This is a genomic window from Pseudomonas syringae (assembly GCF_021605415.1).
GTDB classification, from domain to species: domain Bacteria; phylum Pseudomonadota; class Gammaproteobacteria; order Pseudomonadales; family Pseudomonadaceae; genus Aquipseudomonas; species Aquipseudomonas syringae_S.
The window spans coordinates 169899-184091 of record NZ_WKEQ01000010.1 but is presented as its reverse complement, the minus strand read 5'-3'; the positions used below and the strand labels follow the sequence as shown (position 1 = coordinate 184091).

Here is a 14193-nt window from a genome sequence, read left to right as displayed (position 1 = left end):
GGGATGGAGCACCATCTACATTGCAGGCAAAAAGCCTAAGGAGCTGCGCGGCTTCCAGATCCCTCCCTCGATGATCAGTCGAGAACTATCGCTCCGTCAGGGGCGATAGTCGAGATACAAGGAGCTGCCGAAGGCTGCGATCTTTTGACTGTCCAAAGGAACGCGGAGCGTCCCGGGCTGCATTCCCACGCAGAGCGTGGGAACGATCAAGATCTAAAGATCGTCCGATCGCGGCCCGAGCGTGCCGCAGCGCCTACAGGATTTTGTGGCGCATACAGAACGTATTCCAACCGTCAGCGGTCGTAGCTAAACCCCACTCACCGGTTGCAACGACCATGACCACACCCACCGACGGCAAAACCCCCGATCTCTCCGCCAAAGAACAGCACGAAGTCGACAAGGGCCAGCCGCCCCGTGCGGCGGTGCTTCACGAAATCATCCGAAAACAGGGCGATCAGGAACTGGAGCGCAGCATCGCTGCGTTGTGGTGGTCGGCGCTGGCGGCGGGGCTGACCATGGGACTGTCGCTGATGGCGATGGGGCTGCTCAACTCGCGGCTTCCCGAAGGTGAAGGGTTCAAGGTAATTGCCAGTTTCGGCTATTGCGCGGGATTCCTTGCGGTGATCCTCGCCCGCCAGCAACTGTTCACTGAAAACACCCTGACCGCCGTTCTGCCGGTCATGACCAAGCCCACGCTGGCGAATTTCGGCCGGCTTCTGCGTCTGTGGACTGTGGTGCTGGTCGGCAACCTGTGCGGCACGTTGCTGGTGGCCTACGTCATGCTCGAACTGCCGATATTCGACAGCAAAACCGATATCGCTTTTCTCGACATCGGCCGCAAGGTCATGGAGAACGATCCTTGGCAGATGTTCGCCAAGGGCATCGTGTCCGGCTGGATGATCGCCACGATGGTCTGGATGATCCCGTCCATGGAGAGCGCGAAGATGTGGATCATCGTCCTCATCACTTACTTCATGGCGCTTGGGGATTTCACCCACATCGTCGTCGGTTCGGCAGAGGTGTCGTATCTGGTGTTTGCCGGCGAGCTACCGTGGAGTGATTTCTGGCAAGTGTTCGCCGGGCCGACACTGGCGGGGAACATCATTGGCGGCAGTTTCATCTTTGCGCTGATCAGCCATGCGCAGATTCGCAGTGAAAGTGGGCCGCCAAAAGAAGTCGTGGATCAGGTCGAAAAACCTGATCCACGACAGGACGACAAATGATCAGCGGTGCGCGGTCTCGACCGCAGTCGCAGGCTCGTTGCGCGTCGCGTACTTGACCAGTTTGCCGATGCTCAAACCCTGCAGCAGGATCGACGACAGCACCACGATGTAAGTGATGCTCAGCAGCAGATCGCGCTCCTCGCCCAGCGGCAGGGCGAGGGCCAGCGCCACCGACACACCGCCACGCAAACCGCCCCAGGTCAGAATGCGAATAGTGCCGGCCGGCACGGTGCGCCAGCGCCGCAGCAGGATGATTGCCGGCGCCACCGTCAGCAGGCGCGACAACAGAATCACTACGGCCAACAGACTCGCCGCCGCTACGTGCAACCAGTTGAACGGCAGCAGCAACAGCTCCATGCCGATCAGCGCAAACAGCAGGGCGTTGAGCATGTCATCAAGCAGTTCCCAGAAACCGTCGAGGTATTTGCGGGTCATGTCGTTCATTGCCAGATTGCGGCCCAGGTTGCCGATGATCAGACCGGCGACCACCATCGCAATCGGCGCAGAGACATGCAGTTCACTGGCCATCGCCGAGCCGCCGATGACCAGCGCCAGCGTCAGCATCACTTCGATCTGGTGCTGCTCGATGCTTTTGATCATCCGATAGACCAGATACCCGATCAGCCCGCCGAACAACACACCACCGATGGCCTCGTGGACGAACAGCATGGCGGTCGCGCCGAGGGTCGGGGTCTCGCCCAGTTGCACGATGCCCAGCAATACGGTGAACACCACAACGGCGGTGCCGTCGTTGAACAGCGACTCGCCGACGATGGTGGTTTTCAGCGGTTTGGAGGCATTGGCGGTACGCAGCACGCCGAGCACCGCGATCGGGTCGGTGGGTGAAATCAGCGCGCCGAACAGCAGGCAATACATGAAGCTCACGTGCCAGCCGAACAGGGCAAAAATGTAATAGGCGATGCTGCCGATGACCACGGTCGCAATCAAGACGCCAAAGGTGGCAAGCAGACCGATGGGCCATCGGTAGTTGCGCAGGTCGTTGAGGTTGACGTGCAGGGCGCCGGCGAACAGCAGGAAGGACAGCATCCAGTTCATCAGCAGATCACCGAAGTCGATCTGGCCGATCAGTTGTTCCACGCGGTCTTCGAGACCGGGATAGCCGAGCAGGCTCAGGCCTTGCAGCAACAGGGAGAACAGTAACGCGGTGACCATCACGCCGATGGTTGGGGGCAGGCCGATGAAGCGGAAGTTCACGAAGGTGAGCAGGGTGGTGAGGCAAATGAAAGCGGCGACAAGTTCAAGCATCCGGGATCCTTTGGATGAGGAATGGGGGAGTATGCAGTCAGGGTTTGATGGGGTGAGTGCGGCTGAGGGCACAGTTGATGGGTGAGTCGTGAAGATCAACAGCCCTCATCGGGCCGCCGCTGCCCAGTCCTCTCCCTTGGGAGAGAGCTGGGCGACAGGGCATTTCAGCCAGATGCATTGACCGCCGTCGCACTGCGCCGTTGCAGATAGATAAAAAACAGGGCTGTCAGCACCGTCAAAACACCCACCAGCGCGCCTGTCCACGGCAAGTCCGCCAGATCGGCGCCACTGGCCACGACCAACCCGCCGATCCACGCACCGGCCGCGTTGCCGAGGTTGAACGCGCTCTGATTCAGGGTCGAGCCAAGATTCGGCGCCTCGTGCGCCTGATCAATGATCAACAGTTGCAAAATCGGGCACAGGGCAAAAGCAAAAATCCCCCATAGCACGAGCGTGATCGCGGCGGGCACCACCGAGCGGCTGGTCTGGCTGAACGCGGCGAGAATCACCACGACCGCCAGCGCCACACCCACCAGCGACGGCAGCAGTCGACTGTCGGCGAGGCGCCCACCGAGCATGCTGCCACCGGTCAGACCGACGCCGAACAACAGCAGCATGACCGTTACGCCGTGGGGGCTGACGCCGGTGATGTCTTGCAGGATCGGCGCGATGTAGGTGAACACGCTGAACAGGCTGGTCGACGCCAGAACGCTCATGCCCAGCGCCAACAAGACGTTGATCTTGCCCAGCACCTTGAATTCGCTGGCGAGGTTGGCCTTGTCCATCGGGATGTGTTTCGGCAGCCACAGCCATTGGGCAATGGCGGCAATCACGCCGATCACCGAGACTGCCCAGAAGGTCGAGCGCCATCCGGCATATTGGCCGAGTGCAGTGCCCAGCGGCACGCCAAGCACGTTGGCCAGGGTCAAACCGGTGAACATCAGCGCAATCGCCTGGGCGCGCTTGTTCGGCGCGACCAGGCCAGCGGCGACCACCGAGCCGATGCCGAAGAATGCCCCATGGCACAGCGCAGTCACCACGCGAGCGGCCATCAGCGTGGCGTAATTCGGCGCAAGGGCGCAGAGGATGTTGCCGAGAATAAACATCAACGTCATCCCCAGCAGCGTCGCTTTACGCGGCATGTTGGCGGTGCCGATCGCCAGGATAGGCGCACCGAACACCACGCCGAGCGCATAGCCGGTGATCAGCAACCCTGCGTGAGGAATGCTCACAGAGAGGTCGCGGGCGACGTCGGGCAGCAAACCCATGATGACGAATTCAGTGGTGCCGATGCCAAAAGCGGCAACAGCGAGTGCAAACAAGGCGAGGGGCATGCGCAAGGTCTCTGTCAGTAGTCTTGACGCTGTGATCAGGCGTACGCAGGCGAACGACCGTTCTCGATAAGAGAGCGGGGCAGGCGGGAATTATTGGAATTAGTCTGTGCGCAACCGAGTGCGGCGTGGTCGTTTGCAGTATAAACAGCTGCTGACATATGGTGAATCAATTATGTCGCCCCGTGTAGGAGCTGCCGAAGTTGCATGGGGGCGGTGAGGACAATAAGGAGTGGACGGTGCTGGCGACGGCTCTGGTGTTGGTGGCGGCGCTGTTGCATGCGGCGTGGAATACCCTGATCAAATTCAGCGCCGAGCGGTTGCTCGTGGTGGCATGCATGGACACGGTGGCGCTGTTGTTCGTCGGTGCCGCGTTTCCTTTCGTAAGCGTGCCGCCGCCGGAGATCTGGCCATGGATTCTCGCCTCGGCGGCGTTCGAGCTGCTTTATCGCTATCTGCTGATCCAGGCTTATCGCGTCGGCGATTTGGGCTTGGTCTATCCGCTGATGCGCGGTCTGTCGCCACTGGTGGTGCTGGCACTGACGCTGGTGTTTGCCGGTGAAGTGCTCACCGCGCAACAAATCTTCGGCATCCTGCTGATTCCGTTCGGCATGCTTTGCCTGCTCTGGCAGGGTGGTGGCGGCGCGCGATTGCCGTGGTCGATGTTGCCGGTGGTGGCGCTGATCGGCCTGTGTATCGGCTGCTATACCTACATCGATGGCCAGGCGCTGCGGCGCTGGTCGCATCCGTTGGACTATCTGGTCTGGGTGACATTGCTCAGCGCGTGGCCGTTTCCGCTGCTGGCGTGGGTGAGCAAGCGGCCGGCGTTCATGTTGTTCTGGCGCGAGCAGTGGCGGCTGGGTCTGGCGGTCGGGTTTTGCGTGTTGTTCAGCTACGCTCTGGTGCTGTGGGCGATGCAATTGGGGTCGATTGCCGAGGCGGCGGCGTTGCGTGAAATCAGCGTGATTCTGGTTGTGCTGTTCGGCATGCGCTACCTGAAAGAACCTTTCGGCAGACCGCGGCTCTTAGCCTGTGGGCTGGTATTGATCGGCATGCTGGTGATGAAGTTTTGATTACCTGAACTCTAATGAAAAAGGGACTGGTTTATGACGGTAGCTCTGTGGTGCGTTTTGATCGCAATTTTCCTGCCGTACGTGTGCACGGTGATTGCCAAAGTCACTGGCGGATTCCGCCCACGGGACAATCATGATCCGAGGGATTTTCTCGACAGTATTGGTGGTGTTGCCCGACGCGCGCATGCGGCGCAGTTGAACAGTTTTGAAGTGATGCCGGCGTTTGCGGCGGCGGTGTTCGTGGCGCACCTGGTGGGCACGGCTGAGCTGGTCACGGTCAACGTGTTGGCGGTGCTGTTTATTACCAGTCGCCTGCTTTACATCATTTGCTATCTGGCGGACTGGGCGGCGTTGCGGTCGGTGGTGTGGTTTGTGGGAATGGGGTTGATTGCTGCATTCTTTTTTGTGTCGATGTAGTAACAGCAGGATCAAAAGATCGCAGCCTGCGGCAGCTCGTACATGGGCTGCGATCTTTTGCTTTTAGGGTTTGTCAGCCACCTGCGGCACTTGCGGCAACGCCGCACCTTTGGGCCACAGCATCCAGATTTGCCCCTGTTGTTTCATGTCTCCGGCCAATTGCCCGGCGGCCTCTCCCGTGCCCCAGAACAGATCAGCCCGGACTTCGCCGGCAATCGCGCCGCCGGTGTCTTGCGCTGCCACCGGACGAACCAGTGCGGTGCCGTCCGGGCGGGTGGTCGACAGCCACAGCAGGCTGCCCAATGGAATGACTTTGCGATCCACCGCCGCGCTGTAGCCAGCGGTCAACGGTACGTTCAATGAGCCGCGCGGGCCTTCGTTGCTGTCCGGGTTGCGGGTGAAGAACACGTAGCTCGGGTTGCTGCCGAGCAGTTCCGGAATGCGCGACGGATTGGCCTTGGCCCAGTTGCTGATCGCGCCCATGGTCACGTCTTCTTTTTTCAGCTCGCCCTGTTCGACCAGCCAGCGACCGATCGGCCGGTATGGGTGACCGTTCTGATCGGCGTAAGCGATGCGCAACTGGCGGCCGCCCTCGATCTGGATGCGTCCGGAACCCTGGATCTGCAGAAATTGCAGGTTCATCGGATCGGTCAGCCACGCCACCACTGGCGCCTTGACGCCCTTGCTCTCGATGGTCGCCGCGTCGTCGTAAGGTTTGAGCACCCGGCCTTCAAGGCGTCCGCGCAGGCGTTTGCCTTTGAGCTCCGGGTAAATGCTGTCCAGCGAGACGATGATCATGTCTTCTGGAACGCCGTACACCGGGACGTTCGCCACATCGGTCTGGGTCAGGCTGCCGGGATAGACCGGTTCGTAGTAGCCGGTGATCAATCCGTTCGGATTGTCGTTCTCGGCGCGCAGGCCATACACGTCAAGGTGTTGCTTGAGGAAGGCGCGGATATCCGTGGCGGTTTGCGGCACATTGGCCGCTGCCGCGCAGGTCGTGCCCCAAACCGCATCTGCCTTGAGCCGGGTACAAGCGCTGCGCCACGAACCGAAGCCGGCCACAAGATCACCATCGGATACGGCGGGCAGCGCTTCCCACGTGGCGCTGGAATAAGTGGCGAGCGCATGGGTTTTCGGCTTTTCGTTGTCGCCGCCGCCGGTACAACCAGCGAGGACGGCCAGCAACGGAAGGGTGGCGATGAGCGGGTGCTGCCAGGCCTTGAGGCGGCTGTTCATGGAGTGATTCCTGTGCCGGTTGCCTGAAAGCTCCATGCGCTCAAGCTACCCGTAAATTTAATAGGGATATTGGTGTTTCTCGGCGAGGCGGGGATACTGGCCGCCGTTTCCGTGACCTGAAGCCACCATGACTCTTAAAAGCATTTCTGTTGTATTGCTGGCCTGTCTGACCCTGTCCGCTTGCGGCGGTGTCGATCCGAATTCTCCGCTGGGCCAGCGCAAGGCGATCTTCAAGCAGATGCTCAAGACCGGCGAAGACCTCGGCGGCATGTTGCGTGGACGCATTCCGTTCGACGGGCCGAAATTCGCCGAGGGCGCGGTCAAGCTCGATGCGTTGTCCCATGAGCCGTGGAAGCATTTTCCACAGGTTCGTGAAGAAGACCACACCAGCGCCAAGGACGAAGTCTGGCAAAAACAGGCCCGTTTTCAGGAGCTGGCCCGCAACCTTGAAGCGGCCACCGGTGAGTTGGTGACCGCCAGCAAGGTTCAGCCGTACAAGGCCGGCAACCTCGGGCCTGCGGTGCAGAAAGTCGAGGATGCCTGTAGCGCTTGCCATAAACAGTTTCGCGATCATTGATTCAGGGTGTCTGATCCGACGCCTTCGCGAGCAGGCTCGCTCCTACAGGGATCGATGCGAAACCGTGGGAGCGAGCCTGCTTGCGAAGGCGATCTGACATTCACCGCAACACGGATGTGTTACTTATCGATCTCGTCCAGCGCTTCTTGTAACTCCTTGCGCGATTCGGCAAGTTTGTCTTTGCGCTTGTTGATCTTCTCCGGATCGCCTTTCTTCATCGCCTTGTCGAGATCAGCCTGACGCTTGCTGACTTCGTGCTTGGCGTCGAGCACTTTGTTTTCGCGCTCTTTCTTCAGGCCGGCGTCGGTGCAGTGCTCGGTGACTTCACGCAGCGCGGTTTCAAGGCCGGCTTGCTGATCGGCGTTGCCGCGCGACTTGGCTTGCTCGATCTGGTTGATGACGCCCTGCTTTTTTGCGGCGCAACCGGTAAGGCCGGGAGCGTCTTCGGCGGCCATCAAGGGAGCGGCCATGACGCCACAAAGGGCCAGCAGGGCGAGTGGTGCAAGAAGTTTCATACAAGCTCCATGTGCAAAGACAAACGGGTCGTTGGGGCACTGCGCTGTTGGAGCGCTGGTGCAGCCATTGGGTTCCCGGATGACCGGGGATGCGCGTTCAAAAGCCGTCGATACCGGCGGCGTGTAGTGTTTCACTCAAGCCCAAGACGTGCGGGTCGCGGAAAAATGCGCTCAATTGCGCCGCGCGTCCCGGCCCGATACCGGCTTCAGCCTGCCATTGTTCGGTGCTGCGTTGTGCCAGTGCCTGCCAGGAATCGGCGAGGCGCGCCTGACCGGTCGGTGGCAATCCCAAGGCTTTGAGCCATTGGCGGAACGGCCGCTGACGAGCGCTGTGAAAACCTTCCAGCAAGCGCGCACTGCTACGCTCGCCGAGGCCGGCAATGTTAACAAGCTCTGGCGCATCGAGGGCCAACCAATCCAGCAGGCCATCGAGATGGCCTGTTTCCAAAAGTTTCTCCCAAGTGCCCCGGCCAACATGCGGTATCGCCAGGCCTTGCTTGCCGCTGAGCCAGGTCAGGCGCTCGAGAAATTGGCTTTCGCAGCCCGGCGTCGGTTGCAAGCAGCTCAACGCATGATAGTCAGCGGCGGCGGGAATGCGGATGTCGGCGCGTTCGGCGCTGCGCAAAACGACGCCATCGAGTCGCGGGATGGTCAGCCCGGCCAGGCTGATTGCCACTTGATCGCCGGGACGGATGTCCAGTGCCTGCCAGCGTTTCAGCGATCCGGCGCTGACGCGTTTGATCTGCCGGTCATCAAGCATCACCGGCATCAGTTCGAGCACCGGCGTGATGCGACCGGTGCGGCCGATCTTGAAGTTGACCTTGCGCACCTCGGCAAGCGCCTGAGCGAAGGGATATTTCCACGCGATGGCCCAGTGCGGTGGGCGCGACTCCCAACGCTCGGCCGGCGTGCGCACGTTCTGCCGCAAAACGATGCCGTCGGTGGCGAACGGCAGTGGCGAGCGATACCAGTGATCGCGCCAGTGCTGTGCTTGTTCTACTGCATCGATGGGATGGCTGAACGAAACCGTTGAAGCGAAGCCGAGCTTTTCGAGCGTTGCGATGCGCTCCGGCAGATTGGCCGGGCCCTGCGGCCAGTCCCATACAAATAGCCCGATCCCGGCGGCCTGCTCGATGCTCAGGTCTTTGCGCGCCATCAGGCCGGCCACGGTCGAGCGGGCGTTGAGACTGCCGGCCTTGGCTTGAATGTGGTTTTCCAGGCGCCAGTAGAGTTCGCCCTGTACGAGCAGATCCAGCGGTTGGGTGAGTTGTTGCGGGATGGCGCTGATCTTTCGCGTCGAGGCTGTCCAGTCGTGTCCGGTGATGCCGTCGCCGCGACTGATCGCTTGCTGCAACGAGCCCTTGCGATAGATCAGCGTGACTGCAACGCCGTCCACCTTCGGTTGCGCCCAGACCTGCTTGCGGCCGTTGAACCAGGCATTCACCTGGGATGCATCGTGGAGCTTGTTCAGCCCGGTGTGGGCGATGGGGTGTTTGATCGGGCCGCTGGCGGTACGTGTCGGTTCAGGCGCAGAGGCGGCGTTGAAGCATTGCCGCCAGCGGGTCAGTTGCAGGCGCGACTGGTCGTAGATGTCGTCGGCGACGGGTGATTGGCCATCGCGGTGGTAGGCGTCGTCCCATTGGTCGATTTGGTTTTGCAGGGCGGTTATTTCTGTCTGGGCCTTGGCAGTCGTCCAGTCGGGGCAGTTGGCGGCGAGGGTCGGCAGAAAGACGAGAGACAGTAGAAAACCGATAAGAATCCGCAGCATCGAGAGCGTCCTTGCTCAGGGGGAATGCTTGAAGGCTAGATCAGGATTTTTGCTTCGATGGTGGAGTGTTTTTCGGGGTGTTTCCAAGGGGTTGAAGATCAACAGATCGCAGCCTGCGTCAGCTCTTGCAGGGGAAGGCGTGATCCGTGTGGGAGCTGCCGAAGGCTGCGATCTTTTGACCCCAAAAAAAGCCCCGCACGGCGCAAACCGTGCGGGGCTTTTCATGCAGCCAGGAAAGTCTTACAGGCCGGCAGCGGTACGCAGGTCGTCGGCGCGGTCGGTTTTTTCCCAAGTGAACGTGGTGAAGGTGTCGTCGCCCACGGTCTTGGTCTGCGGGATACGGCCGAAGTGGCCGTATGCAGCGGTTTCCTGATACATCGGGTGCAGCAGATCAAGCATGGTGGTGATCGCGTAGGGACGCAGGTCGAACACTTCACGTACCAGTTTGACGATTTTGTCGTCGCTGATCTTGCCGGTGCCGAAGGTGTTCAGCGAGATCGAGGTAGGCTGGGCCACACCGATCGCGTAGGAAACCTGAATCTCGCAGCGCTCGGCCAGGCCGGCAGCGACGATGTTCTTGGCAACATAACGGCCGGCGTAGGCCGCCGAACGGTCAACCTTCGATGGATCCTTGCCGGAGAATGCGCCGCCGCCGTGACGGGCCATGCCGCCGTAGCTGTCGACGATGATCTTGCGACCGGTCAGGCCGCAGTCACCTACCGGGCCGCCAATGATGAACTGGCCGGTCGGGTTGATGTGGAACTGGGTGTCTTTGGTCAGCAGTTCGGCAGGCAGCACGTGCTTGACGATCAGTTCCATCACGCCTTCGCGCAGGTCGTTGTACGACACTTCCGGGTTGTGCTGGGTCGACAGCACAACGGCGTCGATACCGACCACTTTGCCGCCTTCGTAACGGCAGGTCACTTGCGACTTGGCGTCCGGGCGCAGCCAAGGCAGCAGGCCGGATTTGCGGGCGTCGGCCTGGCGCTGAACCAGTTGATGCGAGAAGGTGATCGGTGCTGGCATCAGCACGTCGGTTTCGTTGCTGGCGTAGCCGAACATCAGGCCTTGGTCGCCGGCGCCCTGATCTTCAGGCTTGGCACGGTCGACACCCTGGTTGATGTCAGGGGACTGCTTGCCGATGATGTTCATCACGCCGCAGGTCGCGCCGTCGAAGCCGACGTCGGAGCTGGTGTAGCCGATGTCGGTGATGACATCACGAACGATCTGCTCCAGGTCAACCCAGGCCGTGGTGGTGACTTCGCCAGCGATGATTGCCACACCGGTTTTCACCAGGGTTTCGCACGCCACGCGGGCGAACTTGTCTTCAGCAATGATGGCGTCCAGCACCGCATCGGAAATCTGGTCGGCGATTTTGTCCGGATGTCCTTCTGACACGGACTCGGAGGTGAAGAGGGAGTATTCGCTCATCTCGATTTTTTCCTGAATTTACCGATGGTGAGTGTCGCCAGCCGGCCGCTGAAAGTGGCGAACCTGGATCTGGAAACCATTACGTAAGCCTACATAGAGGCTTTCCCCGGGAACGAGTCCCGCAGCGGTGGCCCAACGGGCCAAATCGTCCTGTTCAAACCCCAACCAGAGATCACCGCAAGCCTCCCTGGCCCAACTCTGGTTGTGGCTACATAACTCTGTCACGAGCAGACTACCGCCCGGTTGCAGCAGGTCGGCCATGTGCTTGAGCGCATCGGCCGGCGCGGCGAAATGGTGCAGCACCATGTTCAGCACCACGCAATCGGCCTGAAGGCTTGTGCCGTTCAATGCATCGGCCAGTTGCAGGCTGACGTTAGCCAGCTGTTCACGTTCACAGACCTGGCGCGCCAGTTCGAGCATCGCCGGGCTGTTGTCCAGTGCGGTCACTGCATGGAAGCGGCGCGCCAGTTCCGGCAAGAATGCGCCGTCTCCAGGGCCGACTTCGATGGCCGTGGCTGCACCATTGAAATTGAGCTTGTCGAGCAGGGCCAGCACGCTTTCACGGTATTGCGGGAGGCCGGCAATCAGGTCTTGCTGGGCGCGAAATTTCTCCGCCACCCGGGCGAAAAAGTCCTGGCTGGCCGCCGCCCGTTGTCCATGAACCTGCGCGATCCGCGCCTGTACTTCGACGGGCAGCGTCAAGTTGTCGACCTCTTCCAGCAACGCGGCGTGCAGCTTGCCGCCCAACAGTTCGGTGTGGGGCAGGGCGCGACGGTAGAAAATCGCATTGCCTTCACGTCGGGTCGCCACCAGATCGGCCTGAGCCAGCACTTTAAGGTGGTGGCTCATGCCGGACTGGCCGATACCGAAAATCTGCGTCAGTTCCAATACGCCGAACGAGTCGTTGGTCAGCGCGCGCAATACATTCAGCCGCAGCGGATCGCCGCCGGCCTTGCACAGGGCCGCCAGCTCGTCGCAATCGTCATGGCGAATGGAAGGCACGCGTAAGTTCATAGGGCTGGCAGTCTAGTGACGCTCCGAAAACACCGCAAGAGCAATATCAAAAAGTTTTGATATTGCTCGATAGATGGCACTTCTCCGCAAGCGGTTCACTCTACAAACCAATAGCGGAAAGGTTTCACCTGCTGAAACCGCCGTTATCCATGGGAAAAACGCCCGCAGATGACTTTCTGTCATTGCCCCAAGGCGTCCGGGTGAGGGAAAATGCTCGCCTTTTTTCCGTTCCGATTTTTCAGTCCGGTTTCACAATCCCCAGGAGATCAGCGATGCCTAGCCGTCGTGAGCGTGCCAACGCCATTCGTGCCCTCAGCATGGATGCCGTGCAAAAAGCCAACAGCGGCCATCCCGGTGCACCTATGGGTATGGCAGATATCGCCGAAGTGCTTTGGCGCGACTACCTCAAGCACAACCCGAGCAATCCATCGTTCGCCGACCGTGACCGCTTCGTGCTGTCCAACGGCCACGGCTCGATGTTGATCTACTCGCTGCTGCACCTGACCGGTTACGACCTGTCGATCGACGACCTCAAGCAGTTCCGTCAACTGCACAGCCGAACCCCGGGCCACCCGGAATTCGGCTACACCCCGGGCGTCGAGACCACCACTGGCCCACTGGGGCAGGGTCTGGCCAACGCCGTGGGTTTTGCACTGGCGGAAAAAGTCATGGGCGCGCAATTCAATCGCCCTGGCCACAACATCGTCGATCACCACACCTACGTGTTCCTGGGTGATGGCTGCATGATGGAAGGCATTTCCCACGAAGTCGCTTCCCTGGCCGGCACTTTGGGCCTGGGCAAGCTGATCGCCTTCTATGATGACAACGGCATCTCCATCGACGGTGAAGTCGAAGGCTGGTTCACCGATGACACGCCGAAGCGTTTCGAAGCCTACAACTGGCAAGTGATCCGCAACGTCGACGGTCATGACCCGGAAGAAATCAAGACCGCCATCGACACCGCGCGCAAGAGCGAGCAGCCGACCCTGATCTGCTGCAAGACCACCATCGGTTTCGGTTCGCCAAACAAGCAGGGCAAGGAAGATTGCCACGGCGCGCCACTGGGCGACGCGGAAATCGCACTGACCCGCCAGGCACTGAACTGGAACCACGGCCCGTTCGAAATCCCGGCCGACATCTACGCCGAATGGGATGCCAAGGAAGCCGGCAAAGCCGCCGAAGCCGAGTGGGATCAGCGTTTCGCTGCTTACTCCGCTGCCTTCCCGACCGAAGCCAACGAATTCATCCGTCGCATGAGCGGCGAGTTGCCGGCTGACTTCTCGGAAAAAGCCTCGGCCTACATCGCCGAAGTCGCCGAGAAGGGCGAAACCATCGCCAGCCGTAAAGCCAGCCAGAACACCCTCAACGCCTTCGGCCCGCTGTTGCCGGAAGTGCTGGGTGGTTCGGCTGACCTGGCCGGTTCCAACCTGACCCTGTGGAAAGGTTGCAAAGGTGTCAGCGCTGAAGACGCCAGCGGCAACTACATGTACTACGGCGTGCGTGAATTCGGCATGACCGCCATCATGAACGGCGTGTCCCTGCACGGCGGCCTGGTGCCTTACGGCGCGACCTTCCTGATGTTCATGGAGTACGCCCGTAACGCGGTGCGCATGTCGGCGCTGATGAAGAAGCGTGTGATCCATGTCTACACCCACGACTCCATCGGTCTGGGCGAAGACGGCCCGACGCACCAGCCGATCGAGCAACTGACCAGCCTGCGCAGCACGCCGAACCTCGACACTTGGCGTCCAGCCGATGCCGTTGAATCGGCCGTGGCCTGGAAAAACGCTTTGGAGCGCAAGGACGGCCCTTCGGCGCTGATCTTCTCGCGTCAGAACCTGCAGCACCAAACCCGTGATGCCGGCCAGATCGCCGACATCAGCCGTGGTGGTTATGTGCTGAAAGACTGCGCGGGCGAGCCCGAGCTGATTCTGATCGCGACCGGTTCGGAAGTGGGGCTGGCGGTTCAAGCCTTCGACAAACTGACCGAGCAGGGCCGCAAGGTGCGCGTGGTTTCGATGCCTTGCACCAGCCTGTTCGACGCACAGGACGCTGGTTACAAGCAAGCCGTTCTGCCGTTGCAGGTCAGCGCCCGAATCGCCATCGAAGCGGCCCACGCCGATTTCTGGTTCAAGTACGTGGGTCTGGAAGGTCGCGTGATCGGCATGACCACCTACGGCGAATCGGCTCCGGCTTCTGCGTTGTTCGAAGAGTTTGGCTTCACCCTGGAAAACATCCTGGGTCAGGCTGAAGAACTGCTGGAAGACTAAGTCGCAACGCGGTGATCTAGCGGTCACCGCAATTCCCTGTGGGAGCTGGCTTGCCAGCGATAGCGTCCG

General features: G+C 60.7%; 12 protein-coding genes. 5 read left to right on the top strand and 7 right to left on the bottom strand.

The window, feature by feature from the left end; translation table 11 throughout:
- Nucleotides 1-335: 335 nt before the first annotated feature.
- The gene (locus GIW69_RS10045) at nucleotides 336-1223 is read left to right on the top strand and encodes a formate/nitrite transporter family protein (RefSeq protein WP_236482187.1); all 888 of its coding nucleotides are present in this window, start codon (nucleotides 336-338) and stop codon (nucleotides 1221-1223) included.
- On the opposite strand, the gene GIW69_RS10040 is transcribed toward GIW69_RS10045, so the two are convergent.
- Both GIW69_RS10040 and GIW69_RS10035 read right to left on the bottom strand, forming a co-directional pair.
- Entirely contained in the window at nucleotides 1224-2489 is a 1266-nt protein-coding gene (locus GIW69_RS10040) for a cation:proton antiporter (RefSeq protein ID WP_236482186.1), read from the bottom strand.
- Nucleotides 2490-2653: 164 nt separating this feature from the next.
- Entirely contained in the window at nucleotides 2654-3823 is a 1170-nt protein-coding gene (locus tag GIW69_RS10035) for an MFS transporter (RefSeq protein ID WP_236482184.1), read from the bottom strand.
- Between the two features lie 236 nt (nucleotides 3824-4059).
- Here GIW69_RS10035 and GIW69_RS10030 point away from each other — a divergent pair, with 236 nt between their 5' ends.
- Both GIW69_RS10030 and GIW69_RS10025 read left to right on the top strand, forming a co-directional pair.
- Complete coding sequence (locus GIW69_RS10030) at nucleotides 4060-4893, top strand: EamA family transporter (RefSeq protein ID WP_236482182.1); 834 nt, start codon at nucleotides 4060-4062, stop codon at nucleotides 4891-4893.
- A gap of 33 nt (nucleotides 4894-4926) precedes the next feature.
- Nucleotides 4927-5310, top strand: coding sequence for an MAPEG family protein (locus GIW69_RS10025; RefSeq protein ID WP_236482180.1), 384 nt, complete (start codon nucleotides 4927-4929; stop codon nucleotides 5308-5310).
- A 63-nt stretch (nucleotides 5311-5373) separates the two neighbouring features.
- Here the strand turns inward: GIW69_RS10025 and mltA are convergent, their stop codons facing one another.
- Complete coding sequence (gene mltA / locus GIW69_RS10020; RefSeq protein ID WP_236482178.1) at nucleotides 5374-6549, bottom strand: MltA domain-containing protein; 1176 nt, start codon at nucleotides 6547-6549, stop codon at nucleotides 5374-5376.
- A 127-nt stretch (nucleotides 6550-6676) separates the two neighbouring features.
- Between mltA and GIW69_RS10015 the strand changes: the two genes are divergently transcribed.
- Nucleotides 6677-7126, top strand: a complete 450-nt coding sequence (locus tag GIW69_RS10015; RefSeq protein WP_236482176.1) for a cytochrome c — start codon at nucleotides 6677-6679, stop codon at nucleotides 7124-7126.
- Between the two features lie 119 nt (nucleotides 7127-7245).
- Here GIW69_RS10015 and GIW69_RS10010 read toward each other — a convergent pair whose 3' ends face one another.
- The 4 genes from GIW69_RS10010 to GIW69_RS09995 all read right to left on the bottom strand — a co-directional run bounded on the left by GIW69_RS10010 (nucleotide 7246) and on the right by GIW69_RS09995 (nucleotide 11854).
- Nucleotides 7246-7641, bottom strand: a complete 396-nt coding sequence (locus GIW69_RS10010; protein WP_236482175.1) for a DUF1090 domain-containing protein — start codon at nucleotides 7639-7641, stop codon at nucleotides 7246-7248.
- Nucleotides 7642-7738: 97 nt separating this feature from the next.
- Nucleotides 7739-9409: an NAD-dependent DNA ligase LigB gene (ligB, locus tag GIW69_RS10005; protein WP_236482173.1), complete on the bottom strand. Its 1671-nt coding sequence runs from the start codon at nucleotides 9407-9409 to the stop codon at nucleotides 7739-7741.
- A gap of 240 nt (nucleotides 9410-9649) precedes the next feature.
- The gene (gene metK / locus GIW69_RS10000) at nucleotides 9650-10840 is read right to left on the bottom strand and encodes a methionine adenosyltransferase (RefSeq protein ID WP_236482171.1); all 1191 of its coding nucleotides are present in this window, start codon (nucleotides 10838-10840) and stop codon (nucleotides 9650-9652) included.
- An 18-nt stretch (nucleotides 10841-10858) separates the two neighbouring features.
- Nucleotides 10859-11854 (bottom strand): metalloregulator ArsR/SmtB family transcription factor, encoded by a 996-nt coding sequence (locus tag GIW69_RS09995; RefSeq protein WP_236482169.1) that lies wholly within the window; start codon nucleotides 11852-11854, stop codon nucleotides 10859-10861.
- A gap of 272 nt (nucleotides 11855-12126) precedes the next feature.
- On the opposite strand from GIW69_RS09995, the gene tkt reads away from it, so the two are divergent.
- The gene (gene tkt, locus GIW69_RS09990; RefSeq protein ID WP_236482167.1) at nucleotides 12127-14124 is read left to right on the top strand and encodes a transketolase; all 1998 of its coding nucleotides are present in this window, start codon (nucleotides 12127-12129) and stop codon (nucleotides 14122-14124) included.
- Nucleotides 14125-14193 lie beyond the last annotated feature (69 nt).

Bases quoted from the DNA above. Each gene is read 5' to 3' on its own strand.
- GIW69_RS10045 (WP_236482187.1), top strand. From the start codon at position 336: ATGACCACACCCACCGACGGCAAAACCCCCGATCTCTCCGCCAAAGAA.
- GIW69_RS10040 (WP_236482186.1), bottom strand. From the start codon at position 2,489: ATGCTTGAACTTGTCGCCGCTTTCATTTGCCTCACCACCCTGCTCACC.
- GIW69_RS10035 (WP_236482184.1), bottom strand. From the start codon at position 3,823: ATGCCCCTCGCCTTGTTTGCACTCGCTGTTGCCGCTTTTGGCATCGGC.
- GIW69_RS10025 (WP_236482180.1), top strand. From the start codon at position 4,927: ATGACGGTAGCTCTGTGGTGCGTTTTGATCGCAATTTTCCTGCCGTAC.
- mltA (WP_236482178.1), bottom strand. From the start codon at position 6,549: ATGAACAGCCGCCTCAAGGCCTGGCAGCACCCGCTCATCGCCACCCTT.
- GIW69_RS10015 (WP_236482176.1), top strand. From the start codon at position 6,677: ATGACTCTTAAAAGCATTTCTGTTGTATTGCTGGCCTGTCTGACCCTG.
- GIW69_RS10010 (WP_236482175.1), bottom strand. From the start codon at position 7,641: ATGAAACTTCTTGCACCACTCGCCCTGCTGGCCCTTTGTGGCGTCATG.
- ligB (WP_236482173.1), bottom strand. From the start codon at position 9,409: ATGCTGCGGATTCTTATCGGTTTTCTACTGTCTCTCGTCTTTCTGCCG.
- metK (WP_236482171.1), bottom strand. From the start codon at position 10,840: ATGAGCGAATACTCCCTCTTCACCTCCGAGTCCGTGTCAGAAGGACAT.
- GIW69_RS09995 (WP_236482169.1), bottom strand. From the start codon at position 11,854: ATGAACTTACGCGTGCCTTCCATTCGCCATGACGATTGCGACGAGCTG.
- tkt (WP_236482167.1), top strand. From the start codon at position 12,127: ATGCCTAGCCGTCGTGAGCGTGCCAACGCCATTCGTGCCCTCAGCATG.